General features: G+C 70.0%; 15 protein-coding genes. All 15 read left to right on the top strand.

Annotated features, from left to right (window positions below):
- The first annotated feature begins 97 nt into the window (after positions 1–97).
- Positions 98–1,168, top strand: coding sequence for a glycosyltransferase family 1 protein (locus AB0F91_RS14505; protein ID WP_360597704.1), 1,071 nt, complete (start codon positions 98–100; stop codon positions 1,166–1,168).
- 3 nt (positions 1,169–1,171) lie between these two features.
- A complete protein-coding gene (locus AB0F91_RS14500) occupies positions 1,172–2,275 on the top strand; it encodes a glycosyltransferase family 1 protein (RefSeq protein ID WP_360597703.1) in 1,104 nt (367 codons plus the stop codon).
- A gap of 631 nt (positions 2,276–2,906) precedes the next feature.
- Positions 2,907–3,611 (top strand): demethylmenaquinone methyltransferase, encoded by a 705-nt coding sequence (locus AB0F91_RS14495; protein ID WP_360597701.1) that lies wholly within the window; start codon positions 2,907–2,909, stop codon positions 3,609–3,611.
- Complete coding sequence (locus tag AB0F91_RS14490) at positions 3,608–4,900, top strand: geranylgeranyl reductase family protein (RefSeq protein ID WP_360597700.1); 1,293 nt, start codon at positions 3,608–3,610, stop codon at positions 4,898–4,900. Before AB0F91_RS14495 ends, AB0F91_RS14490 begins: the two co-directional genes overlap by 4 nt.
- A gap of 515 nt (positions 4,901–5,415) precedes the next feature.
- Entirely contained in the window at positions 5,416–5,832 is a 417-nt protein-coding gene (locus AB0F91_RS14485; RefSeq protein ID WP_360597848.1) for an NADH-quinone oxidoreductase subunit A, read from the top strand.
- Positions 5,833–5,836: 4 nt separating this feature from the next.
- The gene (locus tag AB0F91_RS14480) at positions 5,837–6,385 is read left to right on the top strand and encodes an NADH-quinone oxidoreductase subunit B (protein ID WP_204091789.1); all 549 of its coding nucleotides are present in this window, start codon (positions 5,837–5,839) and stop codon (positions 6,383–6,385) included.
- A gap of 5 nt (positions 6,386–6,390) precedes the next feature.
- Positions 6,391–7,158, top strand: a complete 768-nt coding sequence (locus AB0F91_RS14475) for an NADH-quinone oxidoreductase subunit C (RefSeq protein WP_360597698.1) — start codon at positions 6,391–6,393, stop codon at positions 7,156–7,158.
- Complete coding sequence (locus AB0F91_RS14470) at positions 7,155–8,528, top strand: NADH-quinone oxidoreductase subunit D (RefSeq protein ID WP_360597697.1); 1,374 nt, start codon at positions 7,155–7,157, stop codon at positions 8,526–8,528. Before AB0F91_RS14475 ends, AB0F91_RS14470 begins: the two co-directional genes overlap by 4 nt.
- Positions 8,525–9,403, top strand: coding sequence for an NADH-quinone oxidoreductase subunit NuoE (gene nuoE, locus AB0F91_RS14465; RefSeq protein WP_360597695.1), 879 nt, complete (start codon positions 8,525–8,527; stop codon positions 9,401–9,403). Before AB0F91_RS14470 ends, nuoE begins: the two co-directional genes overlap by 4 nt.
- Complete coding sequence (gene nuoF / locus AB0F91_RS14460; protein ID WP_360597693.1) at positions 9,403–10,692, top strand: NADH-quinone oxidoreductase subunit NuoF; 1,290 nt, start codon at positions 9,403–9,405, stop codon at positions 10,690–10,692. The genes nuoE and nuoF overlap by 1 nt, the downstream gene beginning before the upstream one ends.
- Positions 10,689–13,154, top strand: coding sequence for an NADH-quinone oxidoreductase subunit G (locus tag AB0F91_RS14455; protein ID WP_360597691.1), 2,466 nt, complete (start codon positions 10,689–10,691; stop codon positions 13,152–13,154). The genes nuoF and AB0F91_RS14455 overlap by 4 nt, the downstream gene beginning before the upstream one ends.
- Before the next feature lie 11 nt (positions 13,155–13,165).
- A complete protein-coding gene (gene nuoH / locus AB0F91_RS14450) occupies positions 13,166–14,494 on the top strand; it encodes an NADH-quinone oxidoreductase subunit NuoH (protein WP_360597847.1) in 1,329 nt (442 codons plus the stop codon).
- Positions 14,481–15,023, top strand: a complete 543-nt coding sequence (gene nuoI, locus AB0F91_RS14445) for an NADH-quinone oxidoreductase subunit NuoI (RefSeq protein WP_360597689.1) — start codon at positions 14,481–14,483, stop codon at positions 15,021–15,023. Before nuoH ends, nuoI begins: the two co-directional genes overlap by 14 nt.
- Entirely contained in the window at positions 15,020–15,895 is an 876-nt protein-coding gene (locus tag AB0F91_RS14440) for an NADH-quinone oxidoreductase subunit J (RefSeq protein ID WP_360597687.1), read from the top strand. The genes nuoI and AB0F91_RS14440 overlap by 4 nt, the downstream gene beginning before the upstream one ends.
- The gene (gene nuoK, locus AB0F91_RS14435) at positions 15,892–16,191 is read left to right on the top strand and encodes an NADH-quinone oxidoreductase subunit NuoK (protein ID WP_360597685.1); all 300 of its coding nucleotides are present in this window, start codon (positions 15,892–15,894) and stop codon (positions 16,189–16,191) included. Before AB0F91_RS14440 ends, nuoK begins: the two co-directional genes overlap by 4 nt.
- Positions 16,192–16,200: the final 9 nt, after the last annotated feature.

Here is a 16,200-nt window from a genome sequence, read left to right as displayed (position 1 = left end):
GTCACGAAGGATTGGCCCGGGTCGCGCACGCCGGTGCGACAGTGGCCGGGTGCGAGTCGCCATAGTCACCGAAAGTTTCCTGCCCCAGGTGAACGGTGTGACGAACTCCGTGCTGCGGGTCGTCGAGCACCTGGTCGACCGCGCCCACGACGTGCTCGTGGTGGCACCGGGACCGGGTCCCGAGACCTACCGCGGCGCACCGGTCGTCCGCATCCCCGCGCTGGACGTGCCCGGTGTGCACTCCCTGCCGATCGGCCTGCCGACGCGCACCGTGCTCACCGCGCTCAGCGGCTTCCGCCCGGATGTGGTGCACCTGGCCTCACCCTTCGTGGTGGGCGCACGCGGCCTGGCGGCGGCGCGGCGCCTGCGGGTGCCGTCGATCGCCGTCTACCAGACCGACATCGCGGGCTTCGCCACGTCGTACGGCTTCGGCATCGGGGCCCGGGCCGCCTGGCGCTGGGTCCGCCGCGTGCACTCGCGCGCCGATCGGACGCTGGCGCCGTCTTCCGACTCCGTCGAGCAGTTGCGGCTGCACGGCGTGCCCCGCGTGCACCGCTGGGCGCGCGGCGTGGACGTCGACCGGTTCTCGCCGTCGCACGCCGACCCCGCGCTGCGGACCGAGCTGGCGCCGAACGGTGAACTGCTCGTCGGGTTCGTCGGGCGGCTGGCGCCGGAGAAGGAGGTCGACCGGCTGGTGTCGCTGGCCGGCGTGCCCGGCATCCGCGTGGTCGTGGTCGGCGACGGCCCCGAGCTGCCCTCTCTGCGCGAACGCCTACCCGGCGCCGCCTTCCTCGGCGCGAAGTACGGCGACGAGCTGTCGGTGGCCTACGCGAGCCTCGACGTGTTCGTCCACACGGGACCGCACGAGACGTTCTGCCAGGCCGTCCAGGAAGCCATGGCCTCCGGCCTGCCGGTGCTCGCTCCCGACGCGGGCGGCCCGAAGGACCTCGTCCTGCCCGGTCGCACCGGGTACCTGCTGCCCGCCGACCGCGACGAGTTCGGCCGCGCTCTCGTCGAGCGCATCGACGACCTGCGCGACGCGGCCCTGCGGGCGCGGCTGGGGGAGAAAGCCCGCAAGGTCGTGCTGGGGCGGACGTGGCCCGCGGTGTGCCGGGAGCTGGTGGGGCACTACGAGGCCGTGCAGGACCGGGCCGCGCGCGCGGCCTGAGTGATGCACATCGTCCAGCTGGCGAACTTCTACGGGCCGCGCTCGGGAGGGCTGCGGACCGCCCTGCACCACCTCGGCGCGGGTTACGTCGCCAGCGGGCATCGCGTGACCCTCGTCGTGCCGGGCACCCGGTACGCCGTGGAGACGCTGCCTTCGGGCGTGCGGCGGTACTCGCTGCCGGCGCCGAGCATCCCCGGGACGGGCGGGTACCGGGCGGTCGATCCGCATCGGGTGCGGTCCGTCCTGCGGCGCCTCTCGCCGGATCGCCTGGAGGTTTCGGACCGGTTGACGCTGCGCGGCATGGGCACGTGGGCGCGTCACAACGGCGTGCCGAGCACGGTGATTTCCCATGAGCGCCTCGATCGTCTGCTGGAGCAGTTTCTTCTGCCCCGGCTGGTCGCGCGCGGTGTCGCCGACGCCGCCAACCGCCGGATGGCCGCCAGCTACGACACGGTCGTGTGCACCACCGCCTTCGCCCGCGCCGAGTTCGACCGGATCGCGGCGCGCAACGTCCGCCGGGTCCCCCTGGGCGTCGACTTGGCGACCTTCGCGCCGTCGATGCGCTCGGACTCGTGGCGGCGTTCGCTGGCCGGTGGCGCGGACACCTTGCTGGTCCACTGTGGACGCCTTTCTCCTGAGAAACACGTGGAGCGCAGCGTGGACACCGTGGCGGAGCTGACGGAGTCCGGCGCCCGGGTGCGCCTGGTGATCGCGGGTGACGGGCCCCGAAGACGCGCGCTGGAACGCCGCGCCCGCGGCCTCCCCGTGACGTTCCTGGGATTCCTCTCCGGCCGCGACGAGGTTGCCCGCTTGCTGGCCACCGCCGACGTCTCGCTCGCCCCGGGCCCGCACGAGACGTTCGGGCTGGCCGCCCTCGAAGCCCTCGCCTCCGGCACTCCCGTGGTGGTCTCCGCGTCGTCCGCCCTGCGCGAGATCGTCCGCCCCGGCTGCGGCGCCGCCGTCGACGACCACGCCCCCGCCTTCGCCACCGCGGTCACGGGCCTCTTGGACCGCCCCGAAGACCTCCGCCGCGCCGCCGCCCGGGCGCGCGCGGAGGAATTCGCCTGGCCCGAGTCGGTCCGCGGCATGCTCGCCGCCCTCGGCTGACAGTGGTGGGGACCGATCCGCCGGGACCAACCCGCTCGGCGTGGCCTGTTCCCGGCCGAGCCCTGATTTCGCGAGTGGTCACTCCGTGCGACGCTACGGCTGCGAGTGGTCACTCCGCGCGACGCTACGGCTGCGAGTGGACTGTTCGCGCCATGCCACGGCTGCGTGTGGACTGTTCGCGCGATCCGCCCAGCACGAGGGAACCGTTCGCGCCGTGCCGCGAGCACGAGGTGACCACTCGTGTCGTACGCAGTCGCGAGTGGACTGGTTGCGCCGTGCCGCGGCCGCGAGGGGACCGCTCGCGTCGCGCGCTGGTGCGCGAAGGGCCGGTACGCGCGATGCGATGAGCGCCAAGGGCATGTTCGTGCCGGCTGCGGGGGTGCGAATGGTCCGATCGTGACCGGTCCAGTTGCGTCAACTCCGGCTGTGCGAGTGGACCGTTCGTGCCGTCCGCAGCCCCGGAAGGGACCGTTCCTGCCGTCGCGCAAGTGCGAGACGACCGGTCACCCCGAGTCAACCGCCGCGACCGGACCCCCGCTGCGACCCCACACCACTCCGCGCCCACTCCGCCTGACCAGCGCCTCAGCCACCCTCAAGGGCTGAGCCGTCCGTGAGTGTCTAGATTCGAGTCATGCCCCGCGCAAGCCTGGACAAGGATCCGCACGAAGTCGCCGCCATGTTCGATGGTGTGGCGTCCGGTTACGACCGGGCGAACTCGTTCATGACGTTCGGGTTCGACCGGCGGTGGAGGACCACCACGGCGCGGGTGCTGGAGGCCAAGCCGGGTGAAACGGTGCTCGACCTGGCGGCCGGCACCGGCGTCTCGACGGTCGAGTACGCGCGGAGCGGCGCCTACTGCGTGGCCGCCGACTTCTCGCTCGGCATGCTGCGGGCGGGGCTGCGCCGCAAGCTTCCGATGGTCGCGGCCGACGCGCTGCACCTGCCGTTCGCCGATGGCTCGTTCGACGCCGTCACGATCTCCCTCGCGCTGAGGAACTTCGTCGACACCAAGGCCGCGCTCACGGAAATACTGCGCGTCGTCAAGCCAGGCGGCCGGTTGGTCATCTGCGAAGTGTCGACGCCCACGTTCGCGCCCATCCGGTTCTTCTACCGGCGCTTCATCCTGAAGCTGCTGACGTGGGTCGGCAGCCGCTCCTCGACGAACCCCGAGGCCTACTCCTACCTGGCCGAATCCATGCTCGCGTGGCCCGACCAGCGGGCGCTCGGCGAGATCATCGCGAGCGCCGGGTGGACCGAGGTCGAGTGGCTGAACCTCACATTCGGCGTCGTCGCCATTCACCGCGCGAAGAAGGCATCCGTAAACTCGCGGACATGACGATCTCCCGCCGCAGCCCGGACCACGACGCCGAAGTGATCGTGGTCGGCGCCGGACCGGCCGGTTCGACCGCGGCCACGTACCTCGCGCGCGCGGGTGTCGACGTGCTGCTGCTGGAGAAGACCGCGTTCCCGCGCGAGAAGGTCTGCGGCGACGGCCTCACGCCCCGCGGTGTGAAGCAGCTGATCGACCTGGGCATCGACACGAGCGAAGAAAACGGCTGGGTCCGCAACCGCGGCCTGCGGATCCTCACCGGCGACCTCACGCTCGAGCTCGACTGGCCCGAGCTCACCAGCTACCCGCCCTACGGGGTCGCCCGCACGCGCCAGGACTTCGACGACTTGCTCGCCAAGACCGCGGTCAAGGCCGGCGCGCGCCTCTACGAGCGCACCACCGTCACCAACGCCATCACCAGCCCCTCCGGCCGCGTGATCGGCGTCGAGGCGAAGGTCGGCCCCGAGAAGAGGCCGGTGAGCTACCGCGCGCCGCTCGTGCTGGCGTGCGACGGGGTGTCCGCGCGGCTCGCGCTGAGCGTCGGCATCGAGAAAAACGAGAAGCGCCCCATGGGCGTCGCCGTGCGCCGCTACTACAAGAGCCCGCGCCACGACGATCCGTTCATCGAGGGCCACCTCGAGCTGTGGGACCGCTCGGACCCGCGCAACCCGAAGCTCCTGCCGGGCTACGGCTGGGCGTTCCCGCTCGGCGACGGCACCGTGAACGTCGGGCTCGGCATGCTCTCGACGTCCGCTTCCTTCCGCAACACCGACTACCGCGCGCTCCTGCGCCAGTGGCTCGACGGCACGCCCGAGGAATGGGGCTACCGCGAGGAGAACGCCATCGGCAAGGTCGGCGGCGCCGGCCTCCCCATGGGTTTCAACCGCACCCCGCACTACCGCGACGGCCTCCTGCTGCTCGGCGACGCCGGCGGCATGGTGAGCCCGTTCAACGGCGAAGGCATCTCCGCCGCGATGGAGTCGGCGCAGCTCGCGTCGGAGGTCGTCGTGCAGGCGCTCGCCCGCCGTGAAGGCCCTTCGCGCGAGCGCGCGCTGCAGGGTTACCCGCGCGCCGTCGGCGAGCTGATGGGCGGCTACTACCGCCTCGGCAACGTCTTCGCGAAGCTCATCGGCAACCCGAAGGTCATGCACGTGTGCACCAAGTACGGCCTGCGGATCAACAAGATCCTTCCGTTGGTGTACAAGGGACTTTCCGGCTGTTACGACGCCAAGGGCGGCGACGGCGTCGACCGCCTCATCGCGGCGCTCGCCCGTGCCACGCCCAGCCCCCGCTGACCCGGACACCCGCCCAACGCACCCAATGCGGCGTTCGGTGCGCTCAACGCACCCAACGCCGATTGGGTGGCCCGGGCAGAAGGTGAGCCGACGCCGGAATACCCGGCTGGAGCAATGGTTGCCCAGGCGGTCAGGTGGGATACGTCACAAGATCACGTCCGGATTGTCCACCGCTTTGCCGGTAACCAACCCCTTATCCGCTGGTCCCGCGAGTGCGACCAGCGCTGCACCGTCCTGGCCGGGCGGTCAAGTTAGGTAAGCCTTATACCACGGCCCCTAGAGACGGCCGTGTGAGTCGCGTCCTACACTCCCCCCATGCTTGTGAATCGCTTCACATCCACGACGAGTGGCTTGTGAACTATTTCACAAGCACCCTCGGCCCGGCCACGGGCCGTAAGGGTGCCCTGACCCTCGGCGGTGTGACCCAGCTCCCTTAGGGTGCCGACGAGGAAGCGGACCACCACCCGAGAAGCAACCCGCAGCGGCGCGGAAAGGATGGCGAAGACCCCGTGCTGATGTTGCCCGTGCTGGCGCAGGCCGACCCCAGTGGAGCTGCGGCCGCGCCTGGCCTGAAGGTGTACCTGCCGCTCGTCCTGTTGTTCGTGCTGGCGCTCGCGTTCGCCACCTTGTCGGTGTTGCTGGGCCCGCTCGTCGGCCCCAGCCGCTACAACAAGGCGAAGCTCTCGGCCTACGAATGCGGGATCGAGCCTTCGCCGCAGCCGCTCGTCGGCGGCGGCCGGATGCCGGTGGCGTACTACATCACGGCGATGCTCTTCATCCTGTTCGACATCGAGATGGTGTTCCTCTACCCGTTCGCCGTGAACGCGAACGCGCTCGGTGTGTTCGGCCTGGTGGAGATCGTGCTGTTCATCGTTACGGTCGGGTTCGCGTACGCCTACGTGTGGCGGCGCGGCGGCCTGGATTGGAACTGAAGCCATGGGCCTCGAAGAGAAACTCCCCAACGGTATCCTGCTGGCCAGCCTCGAGGGCCTGGTCAACTGGGCGCGCAAGAACTCCCTGTGGCCCGCCACCTTCGGGCTCGCGTGCTGCGCGATCGAGATGATGACGGTCGGCGGCTCCCGCTACGACATCGCGCGTTTCGGCATGGAGCGCTTCTCCGCCACCCCGCGCCAGGCCGACCTGATGATCGTGGCCGGTCGCGTGACGCAGAAGATGGCGCCCGTCCTCCGCCAGATCTACGACCAGATGGCCGAGCCGCGCTGGGTGCTCGCGATGGGTGTCTGCGCCTCGTCGGGCGGCATGTTCAACAACTACGCCGTGGTGCAGGGCGTCGACCACGTGGTGCCGGTCGACATGTACCTCCCCGGCTGTCCGCCGCGCCCGGAGATGCTGCTCGACGCGATCCTCAAGCTGCACGCCAAGATCCAGGACGAGCCGATCAACGCCCGCCGCGCCGCCATCCGCGCGGCCAGCGGCGCGCGCACCGAGCTGATCCCCTCGTCGATCAAGTACGCGAAGAAGTGAGCCCGGTGGCCGAAAATCCCGAAACCCCCGAAACCGGTGGCGAGCAGTCCAGCGCCGAGCGCCCCGACGCCGGTCTCGAGCCGCGGGGCACGACGCCCGCCGCTCCTGCGGAGCCTGTTGTCGCCGGCCGCGCCCGCAAGGGCATGTTCGGCGTCACCGGCAGCGGTGACACCTCCGGTTACGGCGGCGTGCGCCTGCCCGCCTACAGCCCGCCGCCGGCGGAGCGCCCGTACGGCGGCTGGTTCGACGAGTTCGCCGACGAGTTCTACGCGGCCTTGGCGGACAACAAGGTTCCGGCCGCGGCGATCCTGCAGACCACGGTCCACCGCGACGAGATCACCTTCTACGTCGACCGCGAGCACCTCGTGGAGGTCGCCCGCGTGCTGCGCGACGACGCCGGCCTGCGCTTCGAGCTGCTGAGCTCGGTGTCCGGCGTGGACTACGGCGTGGATGTGCCGCAGCGCCTGCACTCCGTGTACCACTTCACGTCGATGACCTACCGGCGCCGCATCCGCCTTGAGGTCACCCTCGACGTGGACGACGCGCACGTGCCCTCGCTCGTCGGCCTCTACCCGACGGCCGACTGGCAGGAGCGCGAGACCTGGGACATGTTCGGCATCGTCTACGACGGACACCCCGCGCTCACCCGCATCCTCATGCCGGACGACTGGGACGGTCACCCCCAGCGCAAGGACTACCCGCTCGGCGGGATCCCGGTCGAATACAAGGGCGCGGAGATTCCGCCGCCGGACCAGCGGAGGTCGTACTCGTGACTACCAGCGAGAACCTTTCTGACGTCACCACCGGCACCGACACGTCCGCCGAAGGCGCCGAGAGCTTCGAATACGCCGATTCCCGCGACACCACCGAAGGCCGCGTCTACACGGTCTCCGGCGGTGACTGGGACGACGTCGTCTCCGACGCGCAGCACGACGAGCGCATGGTCATCAACATGGGCCCGCAGCACCCGTCGACCCACGGCGTGCTCCGGCTCGTGCTGGAGATGGAGGGCGAGACCGTCACGCAGCTGCGGTCGGTCATCGGCTACCTCCACACCGGCATCGAGAAGAACTGCGAGTTCCGCACCTGGACCCAGGGCGTCACGTTCGTGACGCGCATGGACTACCTCGCGCCGCTGTCCACGGAGATGGCCTACTGCCTCGGTGTGGAGAAGCTGCTGGGCGTCAAGGCCCCACCGCGCGCGGAGCTGCTTCGCGTGCTGCTGCTGGAAATCAACCGCATCGGCTCGCACCTGGTCTACATCGCCACCGGCGGCATGGAGCTCGGCGCCACCACGGCGATGACGCTCGGCTTCCGCGAGCGCGAAGAGGTGCTGCATCTGCTGGAGCACCTCACCGGCCTGCGCATGAACCACGCGTTCATCCGCCCCGGCGGCCTCGCGCAGGACATGCCGGCCGACTTCCAGGAGAAGGTCTCCGCGTTCGTCAAGGTGATGGACAGCCGCCTTCCCTTGTACGACAAGCTCTTCACCGGCCAGCCGATCTGGCGTAACCGACTCAAGGGCGTGGGTGTCCTGCCGGTCGACGCGTGCCTCGCGCTCGGAGTCACCGGCCCGATCCTGCGTTCCGCGGGCCTGCCGTGGGACCTGCGCAAGACCGAGCCCTACTCGCGCTACGACGAGATCGAGTTCGACGTCCCGACCTCGACCGACGCCGACTGCTGGGCGCGCTACCTCATCCGCGTCGAGGAGATGCACCAGAGCCTGCGCATCATCAAGCAGGTCCTGAAGATGCTCGAGCCGGGCCCGGTCATGGTGGAGGACAAGAAGATCGCATGGCCCGCGCAGCTCTCGATCGGCAGCGACGGCATGGGCAACTCGCTCGAGCACGTCAAGAAGATCATGGGCCAGTCGATGGAGTCGCTGATCCACCACTTCAAGCTTGTCACCGAGGGCTTCCACGTGCCGCCGGGCCAGGTGTACACCCCGGTCGAGTCGCCGCGCGGTGAGCTCGGGGCGCACCTGGTGTCCGACGGCGGCACCCGGCCGCTGCGCGTGCACGTGCGCGAACCGAGTTTCGTGAACCTGCAGTCGATGCCCGCGATGGCCGAGGGCGGGCTGGTGGCCGACGTGATCGCCGCGGTCGCGTCGATCGACCCGGTGATGGGGGGAGTGGACCGATGACGTACTCGACGGCAGTTCCGGAGCCGGGGCCGCACGACGCGAAGACGACGCACGCCGCGGCGGGCCCCGACACCGACGTGGTCGGCATCGCGCCCGACCCGGCCGCGGCCGCGGGCATCCTGGCGGACAACCCGCCCGTGGATCCGTTCGAAGAGGACACGCACACGCGGGCGAAGGAGATCATCGCCCGCTACCCGGTGGCGCGCTCGGCGCTGCTGCCGATGCTGCACCTCGTGCAGTCGGTGCAGGGGTACGTGAGCCAGGAGGGAATCTCCTTCTGCGCCAAGCACCTAGACCTCTCCGACGCCGAGGTCAGCGCGGTCGCGACGTTCTACACCATGTACAAGCGCCGCCCGTGCGGCGAGCACCTGGTGAGCGTCTGCACGAACACGCTGTGCGCGGCGATGGGCGGCGAGGCGATCTACAAGAAGCTCCAGACGCACCTCGGTTCCGAGGACGCGCCGCTGGGCCATGAGGAGACGGCGGGCACGCCGAACGAGCCGGGCTCGATCACGCTGGAGCACGCCGAATGCCTCGCGGCCTGTGACCTCGCCCCGGTCATCCAGGTCAACTACGAGTACTTCGACAACCAGACGCCGGAGAAGGCGGTGGCGCTGGTCGACGCGCTGCAGGCGGGCAAGAAGCCGGCCCCCACGCGGGGCGCTCCGCTGACGAACTTCAAGAGCGCGGAGCTGCAGCTGGCCGGGTTCTTCCCGGAGGACGATCTCACCTACCGCGGGGACGTCGACGGGCCGTCGCAGGCCGTCGAAACCCTGCGCGGCGCCCAGATCGCGGCCGACCGCGGTTGGACCGCCCCCGCGACGCAGGATGTTCCGCTCCCTGCTCTGCCCGATAAAGATGGGGAGAAGAAGTAATGCCCGATCCCATTACTCCGGTCCTCACGAAGCGCTGGCTGTCGCCGAACTCCTGGCGCATCGAAACCTACGAGCAGCTCGAGGGCTACACCGCCGCGCGCAAGGCACTGGCCGGTACACCCGAGCAGCTCGTCCAGGTCATCAAGGACTCCGGCCTGCGCGGCCGCGGCGGCGCGGGGTTCCCGGCCGGCGTGAAGTGGTCGTTCATGCCGCCGAACTTCGACAAGCCGCACTACCTGGTGATCAACGCCGACGAGGGCGAGCCGGGCACGTGCAAGGACATCCCGCTGATGATGGCCGACCCGCACTCGCTCATCGAGGGCTGCATCATCGCCTCGTACGCAATGCGCTCGAACCACTGCTTCATCTACGTGCGCGGTGAGGCCCTGCACTGCATCCGCCGGCTCAACGCGGCTGCGCGCGAGGCGTACGCCAAGGGCTACCTCGGCAAGAACATCTTCGGCACCGGCTACGACCTCGAGCTGACCGTGCACGCCGGCGCCGGCGCGTACATCTGCGGCGAGGAGACGGCGCTGCTCGACTCGCTCGAGGGCCGCCGCGGCCAGCCCCGCCTCAAGCCGCCGTTCCCCGCGGCCGCCGGCCTCTACGCCGCCCCGACCACGGTGAACAACGTCGAGACCATCGCGAGCGCGCCGTTCATCGTCAACGCGGGTTCCGACTGGTTCCGCGAGATGGGCCGCGAGAAGTCGCCCGGACCGAAGATCTACTCGATTTCCGGCCACGTCGAGAAGCCCGGCCAGTACGAGTGCCCGCTCGGCACCACGCTGCGCGAGCTGCTCGAGCTCGCGGGCGGCATGAAGGACGGCATCCCGCTGAAGTTCTGGACGCCGGGTGGTTCGTCCACGCCGATGTTCACCGCGGAGCACCTCGACGTGCCGCTCGACTTCGAGGGCGCGGCCGAGGCCGGCTCGATGCTCGGCACCACCGCGGTGCAGGTCTTCAACGAGACCGTGTCCGTGCCCTGGGCCGTGATGAAGTGGACCGAGTTCTACGAGCACGAGTCCTGCGGCAAGTGCACGCCGTGCCGCGAAGGCACGTACTGGCTCGCGCAGATCCTGGAGCGCATGGTCGAGGGCCACGGCACCGCCGAGGACATCGACACGCTGCTGGACGTCTGCGACAACATCCTCGGCCGCTCGTTCTGCGCCCTGGGTGACGGCGCGGTGTCGCCGATCCAGAGCGGGATCAAGTACTTCCGCCAGGAGTTCCTCGACCTGTGCGAGAAGAACAAGGCCGCCCAGCCCGAACTGGTGGGAGCACAGGCATGACGATCGCACCCGACAAAGCGACCGCCCAGGAAACCCCTGTTCCCGAGGGCCACGTCAAGCTGACCATCGACGGTGAAGAGGTCATCGCGCCCAAGGGCGAGCTGCTGATCCGCACGGCCGAGCGGCTCGGCACGGTCATCCCGCGCTTCTGCGACCACCCGCTGCTCGACCCGGCGGGCGCCTGCCGCCAGTGCCTCGTCGAGGTGGAGATGGGCGGCCGGCCGATGCCGAAGCCGCAGGCCTCCTGCACGATGACGGTCGCCGACGGCATGGTCGTGAAGACGCAGCTCACCTCGCCGGTCGCCGACAAGGCGCAGCAGGGCGTGATGGAGCTGCTGCTCATCAACCACCCGCTCGACTGCCCGATCTGCGACAAGGGCGGTGAGTGCCCGCTGCAGAACCAGGCGCTGGCGCACGGCCGCGCGGAGTCGCGGTTCGTGGACACCAAGCGCACGTTCCCGAAGCCGCTGCCGATCTCGTCGCAGGTGCTGCTGGACCGCGAGCGCTGCGTGCTCTGCCAGCGTTGCACGCGCTTCTCCGCGCAGGTGGCGGGCGACCCGTTCATCGAACTCCTCGAACGCGGCGCGCACCAGCAGATCGGCACCGCCGAGACGGCCGACGTGCTGGACCTGGCCTCGCGCACCACGTCGGGTCAGCCGTTCCAGAGCTACTTCTCGGGCAACGTGATCCAGATCTGCCCCGTCGGTGCACTCACGAGCGCCGCCTACCGGTTCCGGTCTCGCCCGTTCGACCTGGTGTCCTCGCCGAGCGTGTGCGAGCACTGCTCCTCGGGCTGCGCGGAGCGCACCGACTTCCGCCGCGGCAAGGTGCAGCGCAAGCTCGCCGGCGACGACCCCGAGGTCAACGAAGAGTGGCTCTGCGACAAGGGCCGCTTCGGGTTCCGCTACGTGCAAGCCGACGACCGCATCCGTCGCCCGCTGGTCCGCAACGAGGCCGGCGTGCTGGCGGAGGCCTCCTGGACCGACGCGCTGCGCGTCGCGGCCGCCGGGCTGGCGAAGGCCCGTGACGGCAAGGGCGTCGGGGTGCTCACCGGTGGCCGGCTGACCGTCGAGGACGCCTACGCGTACTCGAAGTTCGCCCGGCTCGCCTTGCGCACCAACGACATCGACTTCCGCGCCCGCGCGCACTCGGCCGAGGAGCTGGCCTTCCTCACCTCGTCTGTCGTGGCCACCACGCCGGAGACCGGCGTGACGTTCGGCGAGATCGAGCAGGCCCGCACGGTCTTGTGCGTGGCCTTCGAGCCCGAGGACGAGGCGCCGATCGTGTTCCTGCGGCTGCGCAAGGCGGCCCGCAAGAACCGCACCCGCGTCGTCCACTTGGGACAGTGGACCACCTCGTCGGTGCGCAAGACCTTCGGTGAGCTGCTGGCCTGCGTGCCGGGTGGCGAAGCGGCCGCGGTCGACGGCATCGCGCAGCACGCGCCGGACCTCGACTCCGCGCTCAGCGGCGGTGGCGCGGTGGTCCTCGTCGGCGAGCGCGCCGCCGAGGTTCCCGGCCTGTTCTCCGCGCTGCAGGCGCTGGTCGAGCGCACGGGCGCGCGGCTCGCGTGGATCCCGCGCCGGGCGGGCGAACGCGGCGCGCTGGCCGCCGGCTGCGTGCCGACGTTGCTACCGGGCGGGCGCTCGGTCACCGACGACGCGGCCCGCGCCGAGGTCGGAAAGCACTGGGGCGCCGAGCTGCCGGCGCGGCCGGGCCGCGACACCACCGGCATCCTGGAAGCCGCCTCGGGCGGCGACCTCGACGGCCTGGTCGTCGGCGGGCTCGACCCCGACGACCTGCCCGATCCGGACCTGGCCCGGCGCGCGCTCGACAACGCGGGCTTCGTGGTCAGCCTGGAACTGCGGACGAGCCAGGTCACCGAGCGGGCCGACGTGGTCCTGCCGATCGCGCCGTCGGTCGAGAAGGCAGGCAGCTACCTCAACTGGGAAGGCCGCCGCCGCGACTTCGACATCACGGTGGAAGGCACCGGCGCCCTCGCCGACGGCCGGGTGCTCGACACCCTCGCTGTCGAGATGGACGTGGACCTGTTCACGCAGACGCCGGCCGCCGCGGCGGCCGGCTTCGCCAAGCTCGGCCAGGGCACCACGAACTGGGGCCACATCGTCACCGGAGCGCAGCCCGCGCCGGTGCCGGGCGCCGGCCAGGCCGTGCTCGCCACCTGGCGGCAGCTGATCGACAACGGCTCGCTGCAGGACGACGAACCGCACCTCAAGGGCACGCAGCGCAAGCCCGTGGCCCGGCTCTCGGCGAAGACCGCCGAAGGCGTGGGCGCCACGGTCCGCGTGTCCACCGAGCGCGGCTCGATCACGCTGCCCGTCGAGGTCGCCGACCTGCCCGAGGGGGTCGTGTGGCTCCCGGGCAACTCCGACGGCTCCGCCGTCCGCGCCGCACTGGCCGCGGGTCACGGCGCGCTGGTGCAGATTTCCGGAGGTGAACAGTGAGCCCGCAGCTCATGCCGTTCCTGGCGCAGGTGCCGGACGCGGCAGAACGCGCTCGCCTGCTCGCGGACGACCCGTGGTGGCTGATCCTGTTCAAGGCGGTCATCATCCTGCTGATCGGCCCGATCCTCACGATCTTCCTGATCGTGTGGGAGCGCAAGGCGGTCGGCCGGATGCAGAACCGGCCCGGCCCCAACCGCGTGGGACCCGGGGGGTACCTGCAGTCGCTGGCCGACGCGATCAAGCTCCCGTTCAAGGAGCAGATCATCCCGGACACCGCCGACCGCAAGGTGTACTTCCTCGCACCGGTGCTGGCCGCGGTCCCCGCGCTGATCGCGCTGTCGGCCATCCCGTTCGGCCCGGTCGTCTCGATCTTCGGCCAGACGACCACGCTGCAGCTGGTCGACCTGCCGGTCGGCGTCCTGGTGATCCTCGCGTGCTCGTCGATCGGCGTGTACGGCATCGTGCTCGCCGGCTGGTCCTCGGGCTCGCCGTACCCGCTGCTCGGCGGTCTCCGCTCGGCCGCGCAGGTGATCTCCTATGAGATCGCGATGGGCCTCTCGATCGTCGCGGTGATCCTCTACTCCGGGTCGCTGCAGACGTCCGAGATCGTCGAGGCGCAGGCCCACGGCTGGTACTTCTACATGCTCATCCCGAGCTTCGTGATCTACCTGATCTCGATGGTCGGCGAGACGAACCGTGCGCCGTTCGACCTCCCGGAGGCCGAGTCGGAGCTGGTCGGCGGCTTCCACACCGAGTACAGCTCGATGAAGTTCGCGATGTTCTTCCTCGCCGAGTACGTGAACATGGTGATCGTCTCGGCGTTCTGCACCACGCTGTTCCTCGGTGGCTGGCGGTTCCCGTTCGTCGGCGACGACTCGCCGCTGAACCAGAACTGGTGGCCGATGCTCTGGTTCTTCGCAAAGCTGTTCGTGCTGCTGTTTTGCTTCATCTGGCTGCGCGGCACGCTGCCGCGGCTGCGGTACGACCAGTTCATGCGCCTCGGCTGGAAGGTCCTGGTGCCGATCAACCTGGTCTGGATCCTCGTGGTCGTCGCGATCAAGACCATCCAGTGGAGCTGGCCGCAGATCCTCGTCGGCGTCGGCGTCGTGCTGGTGGTGCTCGTGCTGATCAGCCTGGCGGTGCCGAACAAGAAGCTGCCGGAAGGCGACTACGTCGACCTCACGGGCGGCGGGTTCCCCGTGCCCCCGCTGGACCTGAAGGTCCCCGAGAGCACTCCGCGCCAGAAGGCGCTGGCCAAGGCGGAGGCGAGGGCGGCCCGGCGCAAGCCGGCGGCTGTCGGCACCGCAGCACAGGAAGGGGCAGAAGATGGCGGCAACTGACTTCCTGAATCCCATCAAGGGTTTCGGCGTCACCTTCGCGATGATGTTCAAGAAGGTCGCCACCGAGGAGTACCCGGAGGCCGGTGCCCCGGCCGCGCCGCGGTACCACGGCCGCCACCAGCTCAACCGCCACCCGGACGGGCTCGAGAAGTGCGTGGGCTGCGAGCTGTGCGCCTGGGCCTGCCCGGCCGACGCGATCTTCGTCGAGGGCGGCAACAACACCGAGGAGGCGCGTTTCTCCCCGGGTGAGCGGTACGGCGCGGACTACCAGATCAACTACCTGCGCTGCATCGGCTGTGGGTTGTGCATCGAGGCCTGTCCGACGCGGTCCCTGACGATGATCAACTTCTACGAGCTCGCCGACGACGACCGCCAGCGCCTCATCTACACCAAGGAAGACCTGCTCGCCCCTCTGCTGCCCGGCATGGAGCAGCCGCCGCACCCGATGCGCCTGGGCGACAACGAGCAGGACTACTACGTCAACGGCCCCGAACTGGCCAAGGCGCAGCAGCAGGAGGCCCAGCAATGATCACGGCCCTTCTGGCGCAGGCACCGCCGCCGGCGTCGACCTCGGTGTCGGTGGGCGAGGCGATCGCGTTCTGGATCCTCGGCCCGCTCGCGCTGCTCGGCGCGCTCGGGATGATCTTCTCGCGCAACGCCGTGCACTCGGCCCTGTGGCTGGTGCTCACGATGCTGAGCCTGGGCGCGCTCTACATGACGCAGTCGGCGCCGTTCCTCGGGTTCACGCAGATCATCGTCTACACCGGCGCGATCATGATGCTGTTCCTCTTCGTGCTGATGCTGGTCGGCCGCGAGAGCTCCGACTCCGTGGTCGAGGTGCTGCGCGGACAGCGGTTCGCCGCGACGATCCTCGGCATCGGGCTCGCCGCGCTGATCTCCGCCGGTGTCTTCCGCTCGCTGGTGAACGTGACGCCGGCCCCGGCGCTCGACCCGTACGCCGCCAACGGCGGTGGCGCGGGCGGCCTCGGGCGCATCATCTTCACGCAGTACCTCTTCCCGTTCGAGCTCACGTCGGCGTTGCTCATCACCGCCGCACTCGGCGCGATGGTGCTGGCGTTCACCGACCGCCACAAGAAGGGCGGCAAGCTCCCGCAGCGCGAGCTCGTGAAGCTGCGCTTCCGCGGCGAGCACGATCGCCCGTCGCCGCTGCCCGGCCCGGGTGTGTTCGCGACGGCCAACTCGGTCGCGGTGCCGGCCCTGCTGCCCGACGGTTCGATCGCGCCGGAGTCGCTCTCGGCGATCATCGAGTCCACCTCGGCGTTGCAGCTCATGCGCGAGCGCAAGCTCATCGCCGACGAGGGCCCGAAGCCCGACGCCCACGCGCTGGTCGGCGGCGACAGCGTTGCCGCGGGCACCGACGAAGAAGGGGAAGGAAAGTGACCCCGAGCTACTACCTGCTGCTGTCGGCGTTGCTGTTTTCCATCGGCGCCGTGGGCGTCCTGGTCCGCCGCAACGCGATCGTCGTGTTCATGTGCGTCGAGCTCATGCTGAACGCGGTGAACCTCAGCCTGGTCACGTTCGCCCGCATCAACGGTGGGCTCGACGGCCAGGTGATGGCGTTCTTCGTGATGGTCGTGGCCGCCGCCGAAGTCGTGGTCGGCCTGGCGATCATCATGTCGATCTTCCGCACCCGGCGCTCGGCCTCGGTCGACGACACCAACCTGCTGAAGTACTGAGAGGGCTAG

Origin of the sequence: Amycolatopsis sp. NPDC023774, from assembly GCF_040639695.1 — a bacterium.
Classification (GTDB): Bacteria; Actinomycetota; Actinomycetes; order Mycobacteriales; family Pseudonocardiaceae; genus Amycolatopsis.
The sequence above is the reverse complement of the archived record's forward strand: the minus strand, read 5'-3'. Positions and strand labels throughout refer to the sequence as shown.

Bases quoted from the DNA above. Each gene is read 5' to 3' on its own strand.
- AB0F91_RS14490 (WP_360597700.1), top strand. From the start codon at position 3,608: ATGACGATCTCCCGCCGCAGCCCGGACCACGACGCCGAAGTGATCGTG.
- AB0F91_RS14440 (WP_360597687.1), top strand. From the start codon at position 15,020: ATGATCACGGCCCTTCTGGCGCAGGCACCGCCGCCGGCGTCGACCTCG.
- AB0F91_RS14455 (WP_360597691.1), top strand. From the start codon at position 10,689: ATGACGATCGCACCCGACAAAGCGACCGCCCAGGAAACCCCTGTTCCC.
- AB0F91_RS14485 (WP_360597848.1), top strand. From the start codon at position 5,416: ATGTTGCCCGTGCTGGCGCAGGCCGACCCCAGTGGAGCTGCGGCCGCG.
- AB0F91_RS14500 (WP_360597703.1), top strand. From the start codon at position 1,172: ATGCACATCGTCCAGCTGGCGAACTTCTACGGGCCGCGCTCGGGAGGG.
- nuoH (WP_360597847.1), top strand. From the start codon at position 13,166: ATGCCGTTCCTGGCGCAGGTGCCGGACGCGGCAGAACGCGCTCGCCTG.
- nuoI (WP_360597689.1), top strand. From the start codon at position 14,481: ATGGCGGCAACTGACTTCCTGAATCCCATCAAGGGTTTCGGCGTCACC.
- nuoE (WP_360597695.1), top strand. From the start codon at position 8,525: ATGACGTACTCGACGGCAGTTCCGGAGCCGGGGCCGCACGACGCGAAG.
- nuoF (WP_360597693.1), top strand. From the start codon at position 9,403: ATGCCCGATCCCATTACTCCGGTCCTCACGAAGCGCTGGCTGTCGCCG.
- AB0F91_RS14480 (WP_204091789.1), top strand. From the start codon at position 5,837: ATGGGCCTCGAAGAGAAACTCCCCAACGGTATCCTGCTGGCCAGCCTC.
- AB0F91_RS14495 (WP_360597701.1), top strand. From the start codon at position 2,907: ATGCCCCGCGCAAGCCTGGACAAGGATCCGCACGAAGTCGCCGCCATG.